At 41.4% G+C, this 19,836-nt stretch carries 15 protein-coding genes; 4 read left to right on the plus strand and 11 right to left on the minus strand.

The window, feature by feature from the left end:
- Positions 1 to 83 precede the first annotated feature (83 nt).
- The gene (locus GS399_RS06115) at positions 84 to 770 is read left to right on the plus strand and encodes a response regulator transcription factor (RefSeq protein ID WP_160843708.1); all 687 of its coding nucleotides are present in this window, start codon (positions 84 to 86) and stop codon (positions 768 to 770) included.
- 12 nt (positions 771 to 782) lie between these two features.
- Here GS399_RS06115 and GS399_RS06120 read toward each other — a convergent pair whose 3' ends face one another.
- Together GS399_RS06120 and GS399_RS06125 are read right to left on the minus strand one after the other, a co-directional pair.
- Positions 783 to 1,760, minus strand: coding sequence for a hypothetical protein (locus tag GS399_RS06120; RefSeq protein WP_160843709.1), 978 nt, complete (start codon positions 1,758 to 1,760; stop codon positions 783 to 785).
- Positions 1,761 to 1,762: 2 nt separating this feature from the next.
- Positions 1,763 to 3,097, minus strand: a complete 1,335-nt coding sequence (locus tag GS399_RS06125; RefSeq protein WP_237487878.1) for an MBOAT family O-acyltransferase — start codon at positions 3,095 to 3,097, stop codon at positions 1,763 to 1,765.
- Between the two features lie 354 nt (positions 3,098 to 3,451).
- On the opposite strand from GS399_RS06125, the gene GS399_RS06130 reads away from it, so the two are divergent.
- A complete protein-coding gene (locus GS399_RS06130; protein ID WP_160843711.1) occupies positions 3,452 to 4,183 on the plus strand; it encodes an RluA family pseudouridine synthase in 732 nt (243 codons plus the stop codon).
- Here GS399_RS06130 and GS399_RS06135 read toward each other — a convergent pair.
- The 4 genes from GS399_RS06135 to GS399_RS06150 form a co-directional block, all read right to left on the minus strand.
- Positions 4,180 to 4,728, minus strand: coding sequence for a DUF695 domain-containing protein (locus GS399_RS06135; protein WP_160843712.1), 549 nt, complete (start codon positions 4,726 to 4,728; stop codon positions 4,180 to 4,182). The two genes, GS399_RS06130 and GS399_RS06135, sit on opposite strands and share 4 nt — an antisense overlap.
- Position 4,729: 1 nt before the next feature.
- On the minus strand, positions 4,730 to 6,124 hold the full coding sequence (locus tag GS399_RS06140; RefSeq protein WP_160843713.1) for an arginine decarboxylase: 1,395 nt from the start codon (positions 6,122 to 6,124) through the stop codon (positions 4,730 to 4,732).
- 74 nt (positions 6,125 to 6,198) lie between these two features.
- On the minus strand, positions 6,199 to 7,131 hold the full coding sequence (gene ctlX / locus GS399_RS06145) for a citrulline utilization hydrolase CtlX (protein WP_160843714.1): 933 nt from the start codon (positions 7,129 to 7,131) through the stop codon (positions 6,199 to 6,201).
- Positions 7,132 to 7,134: 3 nt separating this feature from the next.
- Positions 7,135 to 8,598, minus strand: a complete 1,464-nt coding sequence (locus tag GS399_RS06150) for an arginine deiminase family protein (protein ID WP_369410102.1) — start codon at positions 8,596 to 8,598, stop codon at positions 7,135 to 7,137.
- Positions 8,599 to 8,655: 57 nt separating this feature from the next.
- Here GS399_RS06150 and argS point away from each other — a divergent pair, with 57 nt between their 5' ends.
- Positions 8,656 to 10,422, plus strand: coding sequence for an arginine--tRNA ligase (gene argS / locus GS399_RS06155; protein WP_160843715.1), 1,767 nt, complete (start codon positions 8,656 to 8,658; stop codon positions 10,420 to 10,422).
- A 1-nt stretch (position 10,423) separates the two neighbouring features.
- On the opposite strand, the gene GS399_RS06160 is transcribed toward argS, so the two are convergent.
- The 5 genes from GS399_RS06160 to GS399_RS06180 all read right to left on the minus strand — a co-directional run bounded on the left by GS399_RS06160 (position 10,424) and on the right by GS399_RS06180 (position 18,882).
- A complete protein-coding gene (locus GS399_RS06160) occupies positions 10,424 to 10,825 on the minus strand; it encodes an OsmC family protein (RefSeq protein ID WP_160843716.1) in 402 nt (133 codons plus the stop codon).
- Positions 10,826 to 10,876: 51 nt separating this feature from the next.
- Positions 10,877 to 11,593 carry a DUF92 domain-containing protein gene (locus GS399_RS06165; protein WP_160843717.1) on the minus strand — a complete coding sequence of 239 codons (717 nt, stop codon included), beginning with the start codon at positions 11,591 to 11,593 and terminating at the stop codon, positions 10,877 to 10,879.
- 111 nt (positions 11,594 to 11,704) lie between these two features.
- Entirely contained in the window at positions 11,705 to 12,970 is a 1,266-nt protein-coding gene (locus GS399_RS06170; protein WP_160843718.1) for a YeiH family protein, read from the minus strand.
- Between the two features lie 761 nt (positions 12,971 to 13,731).
- A complete protein-coding gene (locus GS399_RS06175) occupies positions 13,732 to 16,143 on the minus strand; it encodes an ABC transporter permease (RefSeq protein WP_160843719.1) in 2,412 nt (803 codons plus the stop codon).
- 444 nt (positions 16,144 to 16,587) lie between these two features.
- A complete protein-coding gene (locus GS399_RS06180; RefSeq protein ID WP_237487879.1) occupies positions 16,588 to 18,882 on the minus strand; it encodes a family 78 glycoside hydrolase catalytic domain in 2,295 nt (764 codons plus the stop codon).
- Between the two features lie 255 nt (positions 18,883 to 19,137).
- Here GS399_RS06180 and GS399_RS06185 point away from each other — a divergent pair, with 255 nt between their 5' ends.
- A complete protein-coding gene (locus GS399_RS06185) occupies positions 19,138 to 19,824 on the plus strand; it encodes an adenylate/guanylate cyclase domain-containing protein (protein WP_160843721.1) in 687 nt (228 codons plus the stop codon).
- Positions 19,825 to 19,836: the final 12 nt, after the last annotated feature.

A 19,836-nucleotide genomic window follows, 5' to 3' on the forward strand; every position in this document is an offset into this window, starting at 1 on the left:
AAGTGTCGTTTAACAATTTGTTAATACTGGCTTAATAATATGATGCTTTTGAGCATCTACTTTAGCATTAAAATTATTAGCACATGAGTACTGTCAGGCAAAAGATCCTTGTTGTAGATGATGAACCCGATATCCTGGAATTGATCGAATACAATCTTAAAAAAGAGAATTACAACGTATCTACCGCCACCAACGGGCAAGACGCTGTTACACAGGCAAAAAAGATACTGCCTGACCTGATAATCTTAGACATTATGATGCCCAAGATGGATGGAATCGAAGCATGCCGCATCATGCGCGGAATGCCTGAATTCAAAAGCACATTCATGGTTTTTCTAACGGCCAGGAGTGAAGAGTATTCTGAAATCGCCGGTTTCAATGTTGGTGCTGATGACTATATTGCTAAACCAATTAAGCCCCGCGCTTTGGTAAGCCGCATTAATGCCATTTTAAGGCGGAATGCCCAGGCCGATGAAGTGCCTGACAATAAGCTTGAGATCGCTGATCTGACCATTGACCGTGAAACTTTCTTAGTTTACCGCGATGGACAAAAAATCGTGCTGGCAAAAAAGGAATTTGAATTGCTTTATCTGCTTGCCTCTAAACCCGGAAAGGTTTATACCAGGGAAGTGATTCTCAAAAATATATGGGAAGATTCTGTAGTAGTTACGAACAGAACAATCGACGTTCACATAAGGAAGCTGCGTGAGAAATTAGGTGATACTTATGTAAGTACCGTTAAGGGAGTCGGATATAAATTTGAAGGGTAATTTCTATCGAATTTACTTTTTATTTAGCGATGCGATCAAGCTGATAGCTGGCTTAGTGTCTTTATAAAATTTAATTGAGTCAGCTATTTGTTTGGAAATCATTTTGCCAGATGTTTTATATAAGTGATTTCCGTCGACATATTCATATTTGTCCCAGGATTTCATAAAGTTAAAATACTGGATGCCTTCTGATTTAGAGAGCTCTGCCATCTCTTTATCGAAGTCAGGCATTAAACCGGATTCCATTTTGCTTATTTCGGAAATAACCGGAAGCCTTACCATGTATACGTCGCCGTGTTGTTTCAAAAGCTCGATAGTCTTTTTCAAATATTGCATTCTTAACGGTGAATACCGGAAATAGGGTAGGTTATTAACAAGATAGTCAAGAACTTTCTCTTTTGTCCGAGCTTTAATAGATGTTTTGGCCATGCTGACATTCACTTCAAGCCAACCATCTTTATGTAACAGCGATGACTTTTGCTTCTTAAGTCTGTTTGTGAGAATGTCACCCCATGAACCGTTATAGCTATTCAGCAAATAATCCATATTCGGTCGGGGATGATTGAACTCTGTGGTCGTACCAAGACACATATCTTTCTCTCGGAAATGGGTCGAATCGTTTGACTCAACTTGTTTTGCGCTGACAGACCAGGGGTCTACAGCCAATATAAAGAGGCTTTTTTTAGCGTTGTTATCAATTTTTTCTTCAATTGCTTTGTAGTATGTGGGACCGTAGGGAGAATGTGCGATTGTGAATGCAAAATTAAATATATCTAAGTTGCCATATTCACCCGATAATGACGAATCTAAAACTTCCGGAACTATGCCTTGCGCAGCCCGTGACGTTCCCAGAATTAACGCTTTCTGTTTAGGAGTGGTGAACCTAAGGTAAAATTCATCGGTAGTACCATCGGCCATGTAGGTCATTAGAAACGCAAACAGCAGCACCAAAAGTGAGAGAACTGAAAACTTTAACAGAAACTTTTTCATAGTTAAAATTGAAAATAGATGAAACTGTTCGAGTTAAAATTGCCTAAAAATAGAATCGATATTATTCCCGTAATATAAATCCCCCATCTGAATACCATTGGCTTCTGTGCAAAAGTTTCACTGATCCGATATTTCGCTTCCAACGTCTGTATTAACTCTAATAAAATTATGATCATAAAACTGTTGACTATAAACGTGCCGTTCCTTGGGAAATTCAAAGTCATTAAACTTCTTTCATGAAAAACCTGCGTCAGCTCTGAAGGTATGTTCAGAAATTTCTTGAATATAGCCAGTGCATCTTTCAAAGTGTTGGCGCGGAAAAACACCCACGTAACGGTCACAAGGAAAAATACAGTTGTTACATTAATCGCATTATTAAGCCAGCCTATCTTGCTGATACCTAATCCATCAATTACTTTCTGCCTTCCGTCGCGAGAGATAATAGCAAATACAAGGTAAAATCCGTGTAAAGCTCCCCAAATTATAAATGTCCAGTTCGCTCCATGCCAAAAACCACTGACGAGGAAAACAAAAAACAGGTTAAAATACCCTCTGGATACTGAAACCCTATTGCCACCCAACGGGATGTACAGATAATCTTTAAACCATGTAGAAAGCGAGATATGCCATCTTTTCCAAAATTCAGAAATAGATCGCGCATGGTAAGGTTTATTGAAATTGGTCATTAACTTAAAGCCCATGACACGGGCGGCACCAATAGCTATGTCAGAATATCCAGAAAAGTCGCAATAAATTTGAAATGAAAAGAAAATTGTTCCTATCAATAAGGAAGTACCTGATGCATTGCCAGGGTCGTTAAAAACGTTGCTAGTGAAACCCGCAAGCCTGTCAGCAACCACCATCTTTTTAATCAGGCCCCACATCATTAAACGTAAGCCTGATACTACATTTTCGTACTTGAAATATTGTTTTTCATGAAATTGGTGCAGGACATTTTGCGGCCGTTCAATAGGACCGGCAACTAACTGGGGATAGAACATCACGTATAACGCGTAGATTCCGAAATTTCTTTCGGCTTTTTGATTCCCGCGATAAACTTCTATGGTATAACTCATCGCCTGAAACGTGTGAAAAGATAAACCTATCGGTAACAAAATAGTCAGGAAAGGCATGTTCAAGCTCGAAACGGCGTTAATATTTTCGATAAAAAAATTATAATACTTAAAAACCGCTAAAATCCCAATGTTAGTAACTAAACTCAATACCAGGAAAGCTTTTCGTTTTGATCCCTCAGATTTCTCTATAACGAGCCCAGCGATATAATCGATGATGATTGTGCCTGCCAGTATTAAGATATAAATGGGAACAAAATACATGTAGAAGTAACAACTCGCCATCAGAAGGAGGAACCACCTGTATTTGTGCGGCAACAAAAAAAACAATGTTGTCACTATCGGAAAGAAGATTAAGAATTCGTAAGAGTTGAAAAGCATAAACTTTGATTCAGAAGCAAGGTTTCTTTATATTTGCGCCTATTTAAAATGGACTTTACATCAATTTTTTAATAATTGATTTTGTTTAAAATTGCCTAATCTTTTGAAGAAATGTTAACTAAAAGTCTTAAAAAATATAAATCGTACAAATGTTGTGTATCACTTGTATAAAATTTGCACAGTTTGTCTATCGTACACCAGAATAGTGATACTTACGCTATTCTATAAATTTAACTAGTGAAGTTTCCGAAATTCCAGGATTTAATTTTATTTGAAGACGATAATGTGATTGTGGTGAACAAGCCTCCATTTATCAGCTCATTAGACGAACGTTCGGCGCAAGGTGCCGGCGGTGAGATCAACATGTTACGACTTGCCAAGGCGTATTCCTCAGACGCCCAGGTTTGTCATCGCTTAGATAAGGAAACGTCAGGTTGCCTCATTATAGCTAAAAATCCTGAAGCTTACCGTTCTGTATCCATGCAGTTCGAGCGTCGGAAAGTAAAAAAGATTTATAACGCTGTTGTTGATGGTACTCATGTGTTTAATGAACTATTAGTTGATTTACCCATACTGAACATAGGGAATAAAAATGTGAGCATCAGCAGGAGTGAGGGCAAGGCTGCCGAAACATGGTTCAACTCGCTGCGTTATTTTAAACATTATACATTGGTAGAATGCCGCCCCGTTACCGGACGGATGCACCAGATCCGTATCCATCTGGCTACTCAAAAAGCTTCTATAGCAGGAGACGATATGTACGGCGGCAAGCCGGTTTTCTTATCTAAAATAAAAAGGGGATATTATTTAGGTAAAGACCAAGAGGAGCTGCCTATTATGAAAAGGTTCGCCCTGCATGCTAAAGAAGTTACTTTTACTTTATTAGACGGCACTGAAAAAACAATTACAGCTGGTTATCCAAAGGATTTCGAAACACTTTTGAAACAGCTCGAGCGATTTGATACCTAATGCAAGTCGGCCATTGCCTTATAAAACTCTGAAACAGCTTCCCATTTCGGATCGTTCTCAAAAACATATGATTTAATTAATCGGCTGTTTGCGGACTTTATCTTGCCAAGTGTATTATTTACAGCCTGCTGATCCTTCTGCTTTATGTAGAAAATGATATCTCTGTATCCCGGCATAGTGGTATGACCAACATAGCAAACAGAACCAATTTCCTTCATCGTTTTAACTATTTCGTCTTCCAGTACCGCAAAGCGTTTGTTTTCCGCCGGTGAAGGTTGTCCGTCTTTGTCGTGTTCAATTGTGTTTACCGTGACGAATAACGATATCGGATAACCAGCCCTGTTTCCGGCAGCTTTGTACTTGTTGCTGATGAGTGCTGAACAGGGTTTTTCGTCTACAACGAAATCCAGCAGCGCAAACTTTTCCTTAGCTACGGTATCTTTTTTTGCCACGACCGTATCAGTGGCAATAATTGTTTTTTTAGTATTGCCTTTGCATGCCAGCAATGAACTGCAAAGGCAAAATAATAATATAGTAAAGCGCATATCAGGAAGTATAACCCAGGATCTTCAGAACTTGTTTACTGTTTTGTTCTTCACCAAAAACTTCGAAATTGAAAGTTTCATCGCGATTTCTGCGGATAATAACATGCTTTGGTGATGGCAGAAGGCAATGATGTATACCGCCATAACCGCTAAGCACTTCCTGGTAAGCTCCGGTATGGAAAAAACCGAGGTATTGCACTTTCCGGGTTTTAGGCATAAAAACACTGTTCATGTGTGCCTCCTGGTTGTAATAATCCTGGCCATCGCAGGTGATACCGCCAAGATTAACCCGCTCATACTCCGCATCCCAGTTATTAATCGGAAGTAAGATGTATTTCTGGTTCAAGGCCCAAACATCAGGCAGGTTTGTAATAAATGAACCATCAAGCATTAACCAGCGTTCGCGGTCATTTTGTTGCTTACGGCCCAAAACTTTATACAGAATGCCGGATGCTTCTGCCACCGTGTATTTGCCAAACTCGGTAATGATATCCGGTTCCATTACCTCGTGTTCGGCACAGATCTCCTTAATTCGTTTAACGATCTCGTTTACCATGTATTCGTAGTCGAAATCAAAAACCAGTGAGTCCTTAAATGGCATACCGCCGCCGATGTCGAGTGTATCGAGATCGGGATTTATCTTTTTGAATTTGCAATAAAGCGTAACGTACTTTTCTAATTCATTCCAGTAATATGGCGTGTCTGAAATACCTGAATTTATGAAAAAATGAAGAAGCTTAACTTTGAAGTTCGGGTTATGTGAGATCTTGTTATTATAGAAGTCAATCACATCTTCCATTCTTACGCCTAAACGCGACGTGTAAAACTGTGAGTCAGGCTGTTCTTCAGCTGCTATCCTGATACCCAGATTACAGGGAACATCCATTTCCACTTCATCGTCGTAAATGTTGAACTCCTCCTTATTATCAAGCACCGGGACGATATTTTTGAAGCCATCGTGCAGCATGTCGATGATATACTGTTTGTACTGGTAGGTCTTGAATCCGTTGCAGATTACAGTAATATCCTTACTGACCACACCTTTTTTCTCCAGGGTATCTATCATCGGCATATCAAACGCTGATGATGTTTCAAGGTGAATGTTGTTTTTTAGCGCTTCTTCAACGATATGACGAAAATGAGAGCTTTTCGTGCAATAGCAATATTTATAACTACCTCTATAATTGTTATTTACAATAGCTCGTTTAAATAAAAGCTTGGCTTGCTGAATTTTCTTACTGATGATGGGTAAATAGGTGAAACGAAGCGGTGTACCATACGTTTCAATCATTTCCATCAGGTTTAAATCATGGAAATATAGTTCGTCATCAATCACTTCAAAACCTTCCTGCGGAAAACCCACACTCAGGTCAATAAATTCTTCGTAGCTCTGCATTTATTGATTTAAAATTTTGGCAAAAGTAACAATTGCTTTATTTAATTATTGATAAGTTTAATTGATTTTAAGTGTTATTGTTTGAGTGCAGTGTCATTTTTTGGCAGATGGATTTCAGCAATCATACACCGGGCACTTCCCCCGCCATTATTCTCAATGGTACTCAGATCGCTGTAGATCAATTGTGAGTAATTATTAAGCCTTTTGATTTGATCCTCAGTTAATGAATTAAACGCCCTCTGCGACATAACAACAAAGGTTTCATTCAACGAATTTTTTAACTGCAGCATGTTTCCGGCAAAATTATTCATCTGTGAAAAGCTGATCTCAATTATTTCTTTTCCGGTTGATGTAAAGGAGTTTGTGACCGCGTTTCTTTCCGCTTCATTTGAAATAGAATCAAGGCAGATTACTGCAAAACGATCGCCGATACACATCATCACATTTGTATGATAAATTGCTTTGCCGGTTTCATCTGCAGAATTAAAAGCAACTACATCATATCCCGCTTTCCGTGCAAATTCTTCCAGTACTTCGCGATCTGTTCGGGGCGATAAGCAGGCGTAGGCAATTTTATTTTCCCTATCAAGCACCATGCTTCCCGTTCCCTCCAGGAATTTACCCTCAGTTTCATGATAACTTAAGTCGTTAATCCCCAGAACTGTAAAGCTTTTTCGCAATTCATCAATAATATCGTCACGGCGCTCAAGCCGGCGGTTTTCAGCCTGCATCGGATATAAAAAAACCGATCCATCGTTATGAAGTGAAATCCAGTTATTAGGAAATATTGAATCGGGTGTGTGCGGGCTGGGGGTATCATCGATTACGTAAACGTTGATGTTACGGCCCCTCAGATTATCGACAAATGAGTCAAACTCATGTAAAGCATTTAACTGAACATTTTCTTCGAAACCTGCTTTTTGAAACACATTACTTTCCGAAGTTTGCTCATTAAAAGCAAAATTAACGGGCCGGATCATTAAAACTGTTGATGCTGTTTGCGACATATATTATCTTTTAAAGCTTTCCCTTAACAAAGGCATACTCATACAATGAAAACCGCCACGGGCACGCGACAGTTCGGCTGAAGGCATAAGAATCAAAGTATTTTCAATGCTTTCCGGGTTTAATTCACCATTCTCAAACTTGTTTATCAGATCCGAAGCTTTGATAACTTCAAATCCTTTTTCCTTAAACGCCTCGACAGTTTTGTCATTGCGGTCATAACCTATAACAACACCTTCACGAATTGCTAACAGGTTGCAGGAATCTGTCCATTGTTCGCGGGCATCGTAAGGGAAAATATTGTTTCCTGAGTAAATAAACTCCGTTGGCCGGTTGCTTTTTAAATCATTCTGACTGATATCATCCAGCAAATGTTCAATGCAACTGAACGTTTTCGGTGAGCCGATTTCATTCCTCGTAAACTGAATGATCTCGGGTTTTTCTTTATTCCTTTTTTCGGAAATGTAATCGATCGGGTCGAGGCCTTTGCTTTGTTCCTGCGATCCGATAGAGCCCAAAAGCACCCACATATTTCGTTTTACCTGGGTAAAAATGGTATCGATGTGCATGAAATCGCGCTTTGGCGGAATTTTCACAACTGTTGCTTTCGATACCACGTTTCTTTCGAAAAGCATTTTAATTGCTTCGCTGGCTCCGCTGGCAGATGTGCGCTCGCTGCAACCTATCAGCACATGATCTTTGCTGACCACCATCACGTCGCCGCCTTCGATAGTCGTTTTCTCTCCATGTTCTTCGCCGGGACGCAGGAAGAATTGAAGCGTATCAGGAATTTCGATGATCTTATCTCGATAATCTTTAAACAGCTGATGATTGAAAAATATATATCGAGCCAATAGGGTTTCGCGTGCGCGGGCCTTTTTCGCAGGCTTGTTGAGTAGGATATGGTCGTTTATGGTGATGCCGATATCCCTGGTAAAAATAAAGTTAGGAATAGGCGGGAAGATCATGTTATCATTGGCCATCGAGCCCGATATGAAAACTTTTGCGAGCTCTGAAGGCGATGTGTTAAGTAGTTCCTGTTCGAGCTGGTACGTACATCCCTCAATGGCGCAAACCGAGGCTGTCAGTTTCTGGCAAATATCCGGGTCATGTAAAATGTCGGTTAACAGGTTTTGTAACTCGATAACTTTGGTGGAATTATGAAAATCAGGATTATCAGGCTTATAGAAAGCGCGGGAATTCTCCGGCGAGTCAATTTGCTGAAGTTTTCCTTTGATCTTGTCTGGATCGAGAAAATAAAGCAGAATTTTTAAATAGTAATCATACTCCTTGCTTCTGACGATGTCAAGGTGCACGATATCTTCAAAAAGCCAGTCCTGCGCCTTAGACGGAACAACCTTTCCCAGCCCGCTGTCAGGACTATGAATTAACAGTGCTTTTAAAGAGCCAATCTCTGAATCTACCTGGATGTGCATTGGCAAATATGTGTAATTTTTTGCGTCGTACAAACTAGCTGATTAGCCAAAAACGATGTAATACGGAATGAAACACCTATTTTTGCCGCCATGGATTTTATTATAGCTGAAACCCTGAAAGCCGTAAACGCTTTATACCAAACCCAATTAGCCGAGAATGATATCAACCTGCAGCAAACCCGCAAAGAGTTTGAAGGACAGGCAACCATAGTTACTTTTCCCTTTACACGCTTTTCAAAAAAATCTCCTGAAGTTACCGGGAACGAGCTGGGCGAATACCTGCAGCAACATGTTTCGCAAATAGCTTCATTTAACGTTGTGAAGGGCTTTTTAAATATATCGCTCAAAGATGAGCATTGGATCGATTTGTTTAAACAAAACGTTTCGCAAGCTGACTATGGCTCGATTCCTTCCAAGGGACGTAAAGTTATGGTTGAATATTCGTCGCCGAACACGAACAAACCGCTGCACCTTGGCCATGTGCGAAATAACCTGCTTGGTTTTTCGGTTTCAGAGATTTTAGCAGCCGCCGGATATGAAGTTATTAAAAGCAACCTGGTAAACGATCGCGGAATCCATATCTGCAAGTCGATGCTCGCCTGGCAAAAATTCGGTAATGGCGAAACACCGGAAAGCGCCGGATTGAAAGGCGATCACCTGGTTGGGAAATATTACGTCATCTTCGATAAGGAATATAAAAAGCAGATCGATGAGCTGAAAGAAAAGGGCTTAGCAGAAGAGCAGGCAAAAAAGGAAGCGCCGCTTATCCGGGAAGCGCAGCAAATGCTGCAGCAATGGGAAGCGGGCGACGAACAGGTACGCAGTTTATGGAGTAAAATGAACTCATGGGTTTACGCGGGTTTTGAAAGCACGTACAAAAAGCTCGGCGTTTCATTCGATAAGTTTTACTACGAATCGAATACTTACCTGCTTGGAAAAGACATCATCCAGGAAGGCTTGGATAAAGGCGTCTTCTTCAAAAAGGATGACGGCTCGGTTTGGATTGACCTTACAGCTGACGGACTTGATGAAAAGCTGGTACTTCGCGCAGACGGCACTTCAGTTTATATCACACAGGATCTTGGAACGGCTCAATTGAAATACAACGATTTCAGGATGGACGATTCGATCTATGTGGTTGGCAATGAACAGGATTATCACTTTAAAGTATTGTTCCTGATACTCGACAAGCTGGGCAAGAGCTGGGCGAAAGGATTATATCATTTGTCGTATGGCATGGTTGACCTCCCTTCCGGTAAAATGAAATCCCGGGAAGGAACAGTGGTTGACGCAGATGACCTGATCAATGAGATGATCGAGACGGCGCGTCAGCGTACGGAAGAGCTCGGTAAAACGGAAGGTTTTAATACCGATGAAAAAGATGCCTTGTACCGTATGATCGGGATGGGCGCTCTAAAATACTTCCTTTTAAAAGTTGAACCGAAGAAGCGTCTGTTATTTGATCCGAATGAGTCTATTGATTTCCAGGGGCATACCGGACCGTTTATTCAATATACCCATGCAAGGATAAAATCGGTCTTAAATAAGGCGTCATTCAATGTGGATAATGCGTCCTTTCCGGATGAACTGACTGCTACCGAACGCGACCTGATAATTGAATTGGGTAATTTCGGTAAGCTTATAGAAGCGGCAGCGGCCGATCATAGTCCGGCAATTATTGCAAACTACGTATATGATATCGCGAAACTTTATAATCGCTTTTATCACGAGGAAACAATTCTCAAAGCAGATGACGAACGTGTTAAGAATTTCAGGCTATTGCTTTCTTTCTCGACGGCAAATGTTATAAAGAAGGGTATGAATATGTTGGGAATCGAAGTTCCTGAGAGAATGTAGCTTAATTTTTAAGGGTGACACTTACTCCCTTTCTTAAGGTATTATGGATTTCGGCGATTTCATCAACATAACGGATGATTTCATTAATCTCCTCACGACTGTGGTTTGGCGACTGAATATTAACGTCATAATTAATGTTTGATCCGGATTCTCCTTCTTTGTTAAATTCCCCGGACACGGTTACCTCGACAGCTTCTACTTCAATTTGTCGCCGGCTCGCTTCGCGATAAAAATCATTGCAAAAACAAGTTGCCAGCGACAGAAACAACAACTCGCCGCCGTTGATGGAGGAGCCGAGGCCGCCGATCTTTGTCGGAATGCTGATCTTCTTACTGTTTCCTTCGGTGGTAACAGTTATATCATTCTCTTCGTAGCCGTTCTTTATGGTGGCAGAGATTTTCATAGCATGTAGTTTTTAGGTCCGACGATGATCAAAGTATATAAATTTATCATTTTATTGTAACGCATACAATATCAATGCAGTAAGAGCGCCGCTAAGCGTATTAAAAAAGTTAACACCGTCGTTTTTTATAAGTCCCTTACGTTCAAAGGCGGCACCAAGGAGAGAATCGACCAATGTTCCAACGGTTCCGGCAATCGTGAGGAAAAAAAATGTGCTGAGATTCCTGTCGTGAAAAAGGTAGACTGTCGCTATTAAAGCGGCGCCAATTATTCCAAAAACTGTTCCTTCCAGGCTAATAACACCATCCAGGCCTTTCTCATCTTTTTTGAAGGTCAGTATATTGACAAACCGCTTCCCGTAAACTATGCCCAATTCCGATGAAAGGGTATCAGCCGCAGCTGCTGCGAAACTGCCGGCGATAATTAAAGAGAATAGTGACTCGTAATTTTTAAAAAGAATTGAGCAAACCGCACAAATTGTTGCAACACCTGAGTTAGCTAAAACCTGGCCCGCAGTACGTCCGTTCCTTTCGGCAGGAACGGTAATTGTTTTTTTAGCCCGGCCCCAGGAAGTAGCGGCTGTACCTAAAATAAAGAAGCAGGTCATCATGGCAAGACCGGTAAACCCGCTACCGGCAAAGATTAAAAATCCGCAAATCACACCAGTAACAGAGCCGGCAGGAGTTAACTTCCTGGCTTTTAAGCTGTATATGACTCCGATAGATAGTATGAGAATTAAAACAAAATATTGTGGCGCGAAACGGTGCATAAACCAATATATTAATAAGCCGCTTTAGGTAGTAATGCGATTTAAATGACGGCATAATAAAAAATCGCGCGTTATTAGACGGTCTTTCACTATACTATTTTCTCAAGTTAGTTATTTCCCAAAAAGGAAGTATGCAATAATTAGTGTAATGAAAATATTGAAAGTCTGCGCGATCAAAAAAGCATAGAGTGGTTTTTTGTTTTCCCGGCTGAAAAGATCAGCAAAATTAGTTTCGAGGCCGATGCTGGTAAATGCCAGCGCAAACCATAATCCCTGCAGGTTTTTCAGGCCGTCTTTTACAATCGTTGTTTTTTCCGGCGAAATAAAAAATGAGAACAGGAGGGAAGTAAAAATAAAACCAATTACAAATTTTGGAAAGCGTTCCCAAATTATCTTCAGCGTTGGTTTTTCCTCAGCGCTCACTTTTCCAGGATTTTTTGAATAGCTCCAGTATACCGAAATTGCGAACGCAGCCAGGCCAAGTAAAACATTTTGCGAAAATTTTACGATGGTGCTGATCTTTAAAGCGGTTTCGCCAACCAACGACCCGGAAGCTACAACAGCGCCTGTAGTATCAATACTTCCGCCGAGCCATGCGCCTGTTACTTCCTGCGAGAAACCGTAATAGCGGGCGACATAAGGCATGATGATCATCATCGGTATTGCTGTAACCAATACCAGCGAAATAACATAAGAAAGTTTTTTTGAATCTCCTTTAATCGCCCCTGAAGTAGCGATGGCAGCCGACACACCACAGATGGAAACGGCGCTGCAAAGCATCATGGATAATTCGTCGTCAACTTTTAGTTTTTTACAGACCCAGTAAGCGAAATACCATACCGATAAAACGACTACCAATGCCTGGATCAACCCTAATAAACCTGCTTTGAGAATATCAGGAAATATAACGCTCGCACCAAGCAGCACCAACCCGATTTTTACGAAAAGTTCCGTCGATAGCGACTCCTTTAGATATTTCGGTAACGCGAAAAAATTGCTGATTGTTAATCCGATAAGCAAACTAAAAATCACAGCTTCCAGGCCATAATACTTAACTGTACTATTTCCGGCGATAACTAACGCGATAAGAGTAAGTATATAAATTACAGGAAATCCTATCAAAAAAGATTTAGCCGGTTTTGCCGAAAGCAGTGTTCCGATAAATGCTGCGGCAAATACAAAAATAAATTGAATACCTAATTTATTTAGATTATTAACTGAAAAGACGCTGTTAAGAAGTTCGCTGCCGGTTTTCCAATTAAAAGACGGTGCGGGCACTATCGTTCCTGAAAGAAAAATCCCAATAATCGCCAGGGCCAGTATGACGGTTACCCAGTCTTCATTTAATGTGATTTTTTTGGCTTGTGTTTCTTTCATCAATTAGCAGTTTAATCACCAGGTGTTAACCTTTCAGGTTATTAGTTATTCGAAATTTAACTATTTACTGGTAATACTGCGATTAATTTTACAACCCTTGGATGCTTTTCTTTCTAAGATTACTTTTAGCAGGTATCCGATAGCTGCTCCGCCATTTTGCCACAATACGCTCAAGATCGGCAACGGCTAAAGGTTTAGACAGATAGTCGTCTGCCAGTTGTTCTACAGCTTATTGTTCCAGATGATCAAGTGTGGATGTTCGTATGACTGGGATATGTTGACAAAAGGGTCAAAAACTTAATTTTCTTGCAGATTGATTCTTCTTGCAAAAGTTCCTGAAATTGGTCAAGTATTATCAAATTTGGTGGCTTGGCCTTTAAATTTGTTAAAAGGGCTTGTCCATCGGTGCGCTGTACATCGCAGTTAAGGTCCGTAAGCACAAGCTTGATTATGTCGAAAACATCAGCGTCGTTTTTTAAAACGAGAACGTGTGTGTTTTTCATACTAAAAAGTAGGTGTTGGCTGCTTCTTTAAGGTATTGGTGTATTTAAAGTTGCTCTGAGGCGTGATCGAACGGCCATGTACCATGATTGTTACTTGTTGAGCTTGCGATCAAACTGTTTCTGACCAATCGTTACACTTAGTATCATAAAGCCTCCGCCGTGCGACATGGATATGAATCGGAAAACCCCGCCTTTTCAAAGACCGGGGGGAGCTTTTTTAACCCCCTGGGTTATCACCCAACGAAGGCTTCCGGCTGATCACTCAGTTTTTAAGCTGTTTACCGGGTTATTTAAAGCCGCTTTAATTGTCAGGTAAGATACTGACACAAATCCCACAAGGAGAACTATCATGAAAGCCAGGGCAAACTGACCCCAGCTTATATCGGCTTTAAACGCATACGTTTTAAGCCACTTTTGACAAGCGTACCAGGCAATTGGCACGGAAATAAGGAAAGCAACAATGAGCAACTTGGCGAAGTCGCTATAAAGTAATTGAAGAATACCCGTTACTGAAGCACCCAATACTTTTCGGATACCTATCTCTTTTGTCCGCTGTATAATGGTAAAAGATACAAGTCCGAACAGGCCGAGACAGGCGACAAAAATACCAATGCCGGTAAATAATGCGAAGATTTGTCCGAAATGCTGGTCGGCCTTATACTGTTCGTTAAAGTGTTGATCCAGGAAAAAGTAATTGAATTCGTCGCCGGGGAAGAAAGAGTTCCAGTTGCGTTTGAGGCCTGCTACAGTCGACTGAAGATCGCCGGTTTTTAACTTGACCGACACTGCGCCGTTAATTCCTGGCAATAGCCGGAAAATCAGCGCATCGTAAGCCTCATGAAGTGATTCCTGGTGAAAGTCATCCACTACGCCTATAACGGTATATTGTTTTCCCCAAAACTCAATACGTTTGCCAATAGCTGCCTGTGGATCAGTAAAGCCAAGCTGATGAATGCCGGTTTTGTTGAATACGACATTCTGGTAATCGGTACGGAATGCCTTTGAAAATGGTCGGCCGGCAAGTAATTTTAATTTATAGGCGGGAAGATAATCTTCGTCAACACCAATGATACGATATTGCTTGCTCTCTTCCTGGTTTGCCCCTACAAGGCGGATTCCTCCCGCATTCCAGAAGGGTTTTTGTCCGGGAACCGTGGTTGAAATAGCCACGCTTTTTACTGCGGGCAGTCGTAAACTTTCCTGCTTAAAACTGTTCATAGCCAATTGAAACGAGTCGACCTTGGCAAGCGGCGGATTGATAACCAGCGTTTGATCGATGGTAAGGCCAAGGTTTTGTTTTTGCATATAGCTAAGTTGTCTGTAAACAGTCAGCGAGCCGATCAGTAAAAAAATCGAAGCCGCAAATTGGAACACAACCATGGCCTTACGCAGTATAATGCCTTTAGGCGAAGATGATAACCTTCCTTTTAATATTTGAACCGGCCGGAAGCTTGATAAAACGATTGCCGGGTAAAATCCGGAAAATAACGAACCAAGTATAAATACAATTAAAACAGCTACCAGAAAAGAAGGGGTAACCAGCATTCCAAAAGTTATCTGATATCCTGACAAGCTACTGAATAATGGTAAAGCTGCGGCGATAAGAATCATGGCTGCAACAACGGCAATTGCATTAAGCAACATTGCCTCGATCATAAATTGTGCAAACAGCTGTTTTTTTGCCGACCCCAGAGTTTTACGAACGCCGACTTCTTTTGCGCGGCTGATGCCTTTGGCTGTTGCCAGATTTATATAGTTTATCCAGGCAATAACGATAATGAAAATAGCCGCCGCAGCAAGCAGGTAAATCGATTTTTCGTCACCGTTTGGCTTCATTTCGCCCATTAGGTGCGAGGTAAGATGTATATCCTGTAAGGGCATCAGCGAATAAATGCCGTTTTCGCCTGCGAGTGGCTCAAATGCTTTTTTCACTATTGGCAAGAACTTAGTTTCGACATTTTTTGGATCTGCGCCCGGCTTGAGCAGAAGATATGTCAGGCAGCCATCGACATCCCAGTTATTGTCTAATTCAGCTGCGTCTTTTGGCGGAAATAGCTTTAAAAAACTTGCAAAGGCCTGCAGCATGTCGAATTTCATATGAGTGTTGGATGGAAGATCGCGAAAAACGCCGGTGATCTTTAACGCTACATCTTTATTGATGGTCAGCAGTTTTCCAACCGGGTTGCTGTGTGGAAATAATTTTTCAGAAACGGTTTGGGAAATCACTACTGTATGGGGATCCTGTAACGCCGTTCGCGGGTCTCCATAAAGAAGCGGAAACGAAAATACCTTGAAAAAAGAATTGCTGGCATAGTAATCGTTTTCAATAACGGTCTTTCGATCCTGGTAGCTTGCCAGCACCTGCCCGGCACCAACGAGTTTGACAAAATCTTCTACTTCCGGTACTCCGGCTTTAAATGCCTGTCCGCAGGCGAAGGTGCCATTTGCCCAACTGGTAGACAGTTTCCCATTGTTGTAACGGTCTTGTACAACGCGATAAATGCGCGGCTTATATTGATGGAAATTATCATAGCTCAATTCAAACGAGACATACTGAATAATCAGCAAACCCGCGGCCATACCGATTGCAAGACCCGCAATATTGATGATCGAAAAGGTTTTGTTTTTAACCAAGTTTCTGAAAGCGCTACGGAAGTAGTTTTTAAGCATACTGTGACAATTTTATTTTCGTCGTCTAATAGTATGCCATATTTATAATATGCTATTTATCAAAAAGTTATATCTTTGCAAAAGATTAAAACGTTCGCTAGCGGCCGTTTGTATGTTCGCTTGCGGACGGTGACAGGATGTGAATTCAAGTTTATGTTGGGTAAACGGCTGATGGATCACCAAATGAGGGAGATATAGCTTAAAATGTAATAGCGTATAACCCACAGTAAAATCACGTAGTATCCCGCTTGCCGGAATTAAATCCGATCCGTATTTTTACAAAAGAAAGTTTAGCCTGGCTTTGCAAAACAAACAGGCTATTAAAAGACAAGGCCGTTTTAATCATTCGCTTTTCTTTAGTTGGCGGGCACCACGAAGGATTTATCGAATTTTTATGCGGCCTGAGTCTTTTAAAATTCAACCTGATTGATGTGAAATGTCAAATCAATCAAAATGATGGTTACCGGATTTTACCTGGCGCATTGAATAATTCTTACCGTTAACATCGGGGACATATACCGTGGCCGTTGTGTTCTCCGGGACGGTAACATCCATAGAGAATTTATCGTTTCTAATTTCCCAGTGAACTTTAATTGTTCCATACTGCGTATCAAGGCTTGCCTTGCAATATGTGAGATTACCACCAGGGTGCGGTTTTATAATGATTTTCTTATAACCAGGATTTTCCGGATCGTTGTCAATACCTGCTATAGTGCGATACATCCAGTCGCCAATTGCTCCGTAAGCATAATGGTTAAATGAATTCATGCGACTGGTTTGGAAAGATCCATCAGGCCGTATTCCATCCCATCGTTCCCAAATCGTAGTAGCACCCATTTTTACCGGATATAGCCAGCTTGGGTAAGTATCCTGCAACAGCAAAGTATAGGCAAGATCGTTGTAGCCAAATCGTGTCAAAACATGACAAAGATAGGGCGTTCCCAAAAATCCGGTGGTGAGATGATTACGATATGCGCTGATATTGTCAACCAGGTACTTTACAGCGTTGGGCCGAATGGCTTCAGGTAACATATCAAATTGTAAAGCGAGTACATATGCCGTTTGGGTGTTGCTCATAAGCCTGCCGCTTTTCGTGACATATTCATTATTGTAAGCCGTCTTAATTCTTTGAAGAAGCTGTTCGTACTGGGAAGCATCGGCAGCTTTACCTAATAATTTGGCCGTGTTAACAAGAATTTGGGTAGACTGAGCATAAAAACACTGTGCGATTTCATATTTACTTGTGATGGCGTCCGATCCGTCGTCGTCCGGCGACCGGTAACTCAGCCAGTCGCCGAAGTGATCGCCGCTGTTCCACAAATCATCCTTGCTGTTATGTGTCATGTAATCGACCCACGCTTTCATACTTGGATATTGCTGCTGCAAAACCGATTTATCGCCGAATACGAGATACATATTCCATGGAATGATCGTGGCTGCGTCGGCCCAACCGGCGGATCCTCCGGCACCGTTAAGTACATCGGGAACGACGTGAGTAACTGCTCCGTCCGCGCGCTGCTCTAACGCAAGGTCTTTCATCCATTTGCTGAAAAACTTTTGAACATTAAAATTGAAAGCGGCGGTTTTGAAAAACACTTGCGCGTCGCCTGTCCAGCCGAGCCGCTCGTCACGTTGAGGGCAATCAGTTGGAACATCGAGGAAATTTCCTTTTTGTCCCCATTGAATATTGTGTTGCAACTGATTAAGCATTGGATTGGAGCACTCAAAATAACCGGTCGGTTTCATGTCCGAGTACAAAGCAACAGCGGTAAAATTTTCGGGCGTAAGTTCTCCGGGAAAGCCGTCTATTGCGATATACCGGAAGCCAAAGTAGGTGAAATTCGGCTCAAAACTTTCTTCGCCTTCGCCTTTCAAAATGTAAGTTGCAGTGGCTTTCGCTCCGCGCAGGTTCTCTGTGTAAAAATTACCGTCTTTGTCGAGCACTTCAGCATGCCGGATGGTAACGGTTGTTCCTGCCGCGCCTTTGGCTTTCATTGTCACCCAGCCTACGAGATTCTGTCCGAAGTCGATAACTTTTTCTCCTTTCGGCGTGGTTATTATCTTAACCGGCTTAAATGTCTCGTGCTTAGTGATCGGTTCGCTTTCGGTTGGAATTAGGTTATCATATCCATAGTTTGCCGTTTTAACTGTCGTCCAATTGCCTGTTGTCACTCTTGCGTCAATTGTCTCGCCGCTGTTTATTTCCGCGGAGCGAATCCGGCCGTCTCCGCTTTTCCAGCTTGCGTCAGATGAAATTAGTTCCCGTCGTCCATTAGAGTAGGTTAGTTCAAGTTGACAAAGAAGGGCCAGCTCGGTGCCATAAAAATCTCTTTTTCCCGAGAAACCAAAATTCCCGCGATACCATCCGTCTCCGACGACAATATCGAGTGTGTTGTTTCCTGACTTTAAAAGAGACGTAACATCATATTCCTGGTATTGCAAACGTTTGTTATAGTCTGTCCAGCCCGGCGTTAAATACGCTTTTCCGATACGGTTTCCATTAAGATGACCTTCGTATAGTCCATGACAGGTTACATACAAGCGTGCTGATTTTAACTTGCTATCTGCTTTAAACTCTTTGCGAAAATATTGCGCCGGTTTAGTAAGGCTGTCTTCCTTCAGGCCTGTTTTTATCCATTGCGCCTGCCATTTAACAGGATTTTGGGCGTACGAGTGCAGTGAAATCATAGTCCCCAGAAAAAAGAAAAGTTTAAGTAAGCGATTAACTAAGTTATTCATATTCATTAAGTTGATTGGAACGACTTGCTGTAAATTGACGCTAAAAGAAATTTTTATCAGCTGCTGCCGGGGTATGCAGCATTCGAATTTTATTGCTTATCGTTCGGTTTATAAATTTTTAGGTTAACTCAAATATAAAAGAATTTCATAACGACGTATTGATTGTCAGCGCTAAATCACGAATCTGACAATATTCAGTTTCTTTGAAATGTTTTACCTCGCCAAGCGTCTGACAATAATAAAAGACATAAACATATGACAAACGAATACTTAGCATTGAGCAATTGTTCCGCTGATATCACAAAAGGTGATGAAGAGCGTGAACTGGCCATTTTGTTTCTCGACATAAGGAACTTTACAGGATTGATGGAGTCTCAGCCGCAGCAAGCAGTTATACAGGTGATCCGAAGATTATTCATGACGTTTAACGATATCATAAGAAACCTACATGGCAAAGCGGTAGAAACTGCAGGTGATACTTTATACGCGGTCTTTGGCTTTCAAACTAATTTAAAAGAAGCTGCTAATAATGCGTATCAGGCGGCAAAATCGATGTTTCAAACACTTGGCCTGTTTAATGATGCATACGGACAGCCTTATTTTGGCGGGCCTTTGGAAATCGGTGTTGGCCTGCATACCGGAAAGGTATTTGTTGGAGAATTCAGACTGAATGCACCGGCTTTAACCGTTATGGGATTGCCCGTCAATATTGCCGCCCGGCTGCAGGCTAAAACAAAGGAATTAAATAATAATCTGCTTATTTCCGAAGATGCTTATCGCTTTTTAGAAGCAGAAGAGATGGGGTTTGCCAGTAAGACCATCCATCTCCAGGGAATTTCAATAGATCAGCCGGTTCGCTTGGCAGGAAAGCCCTATACGAATATTGGCTACCTGAATGGATTACGCCAGGAGTTAGATTATTTGCTCGCTATTTCTGGTTAAAGTTTTTACATC

This window comes from Hufsiella arboris (genome assembly GCF_009834875.1).
Lineage (GTDB): Bacteria > Bacteroidota > Bacteroidia > Sphingobacteriales > Sphingobacteriaceae > Hufsiella_A > Hufsiella_A arboris.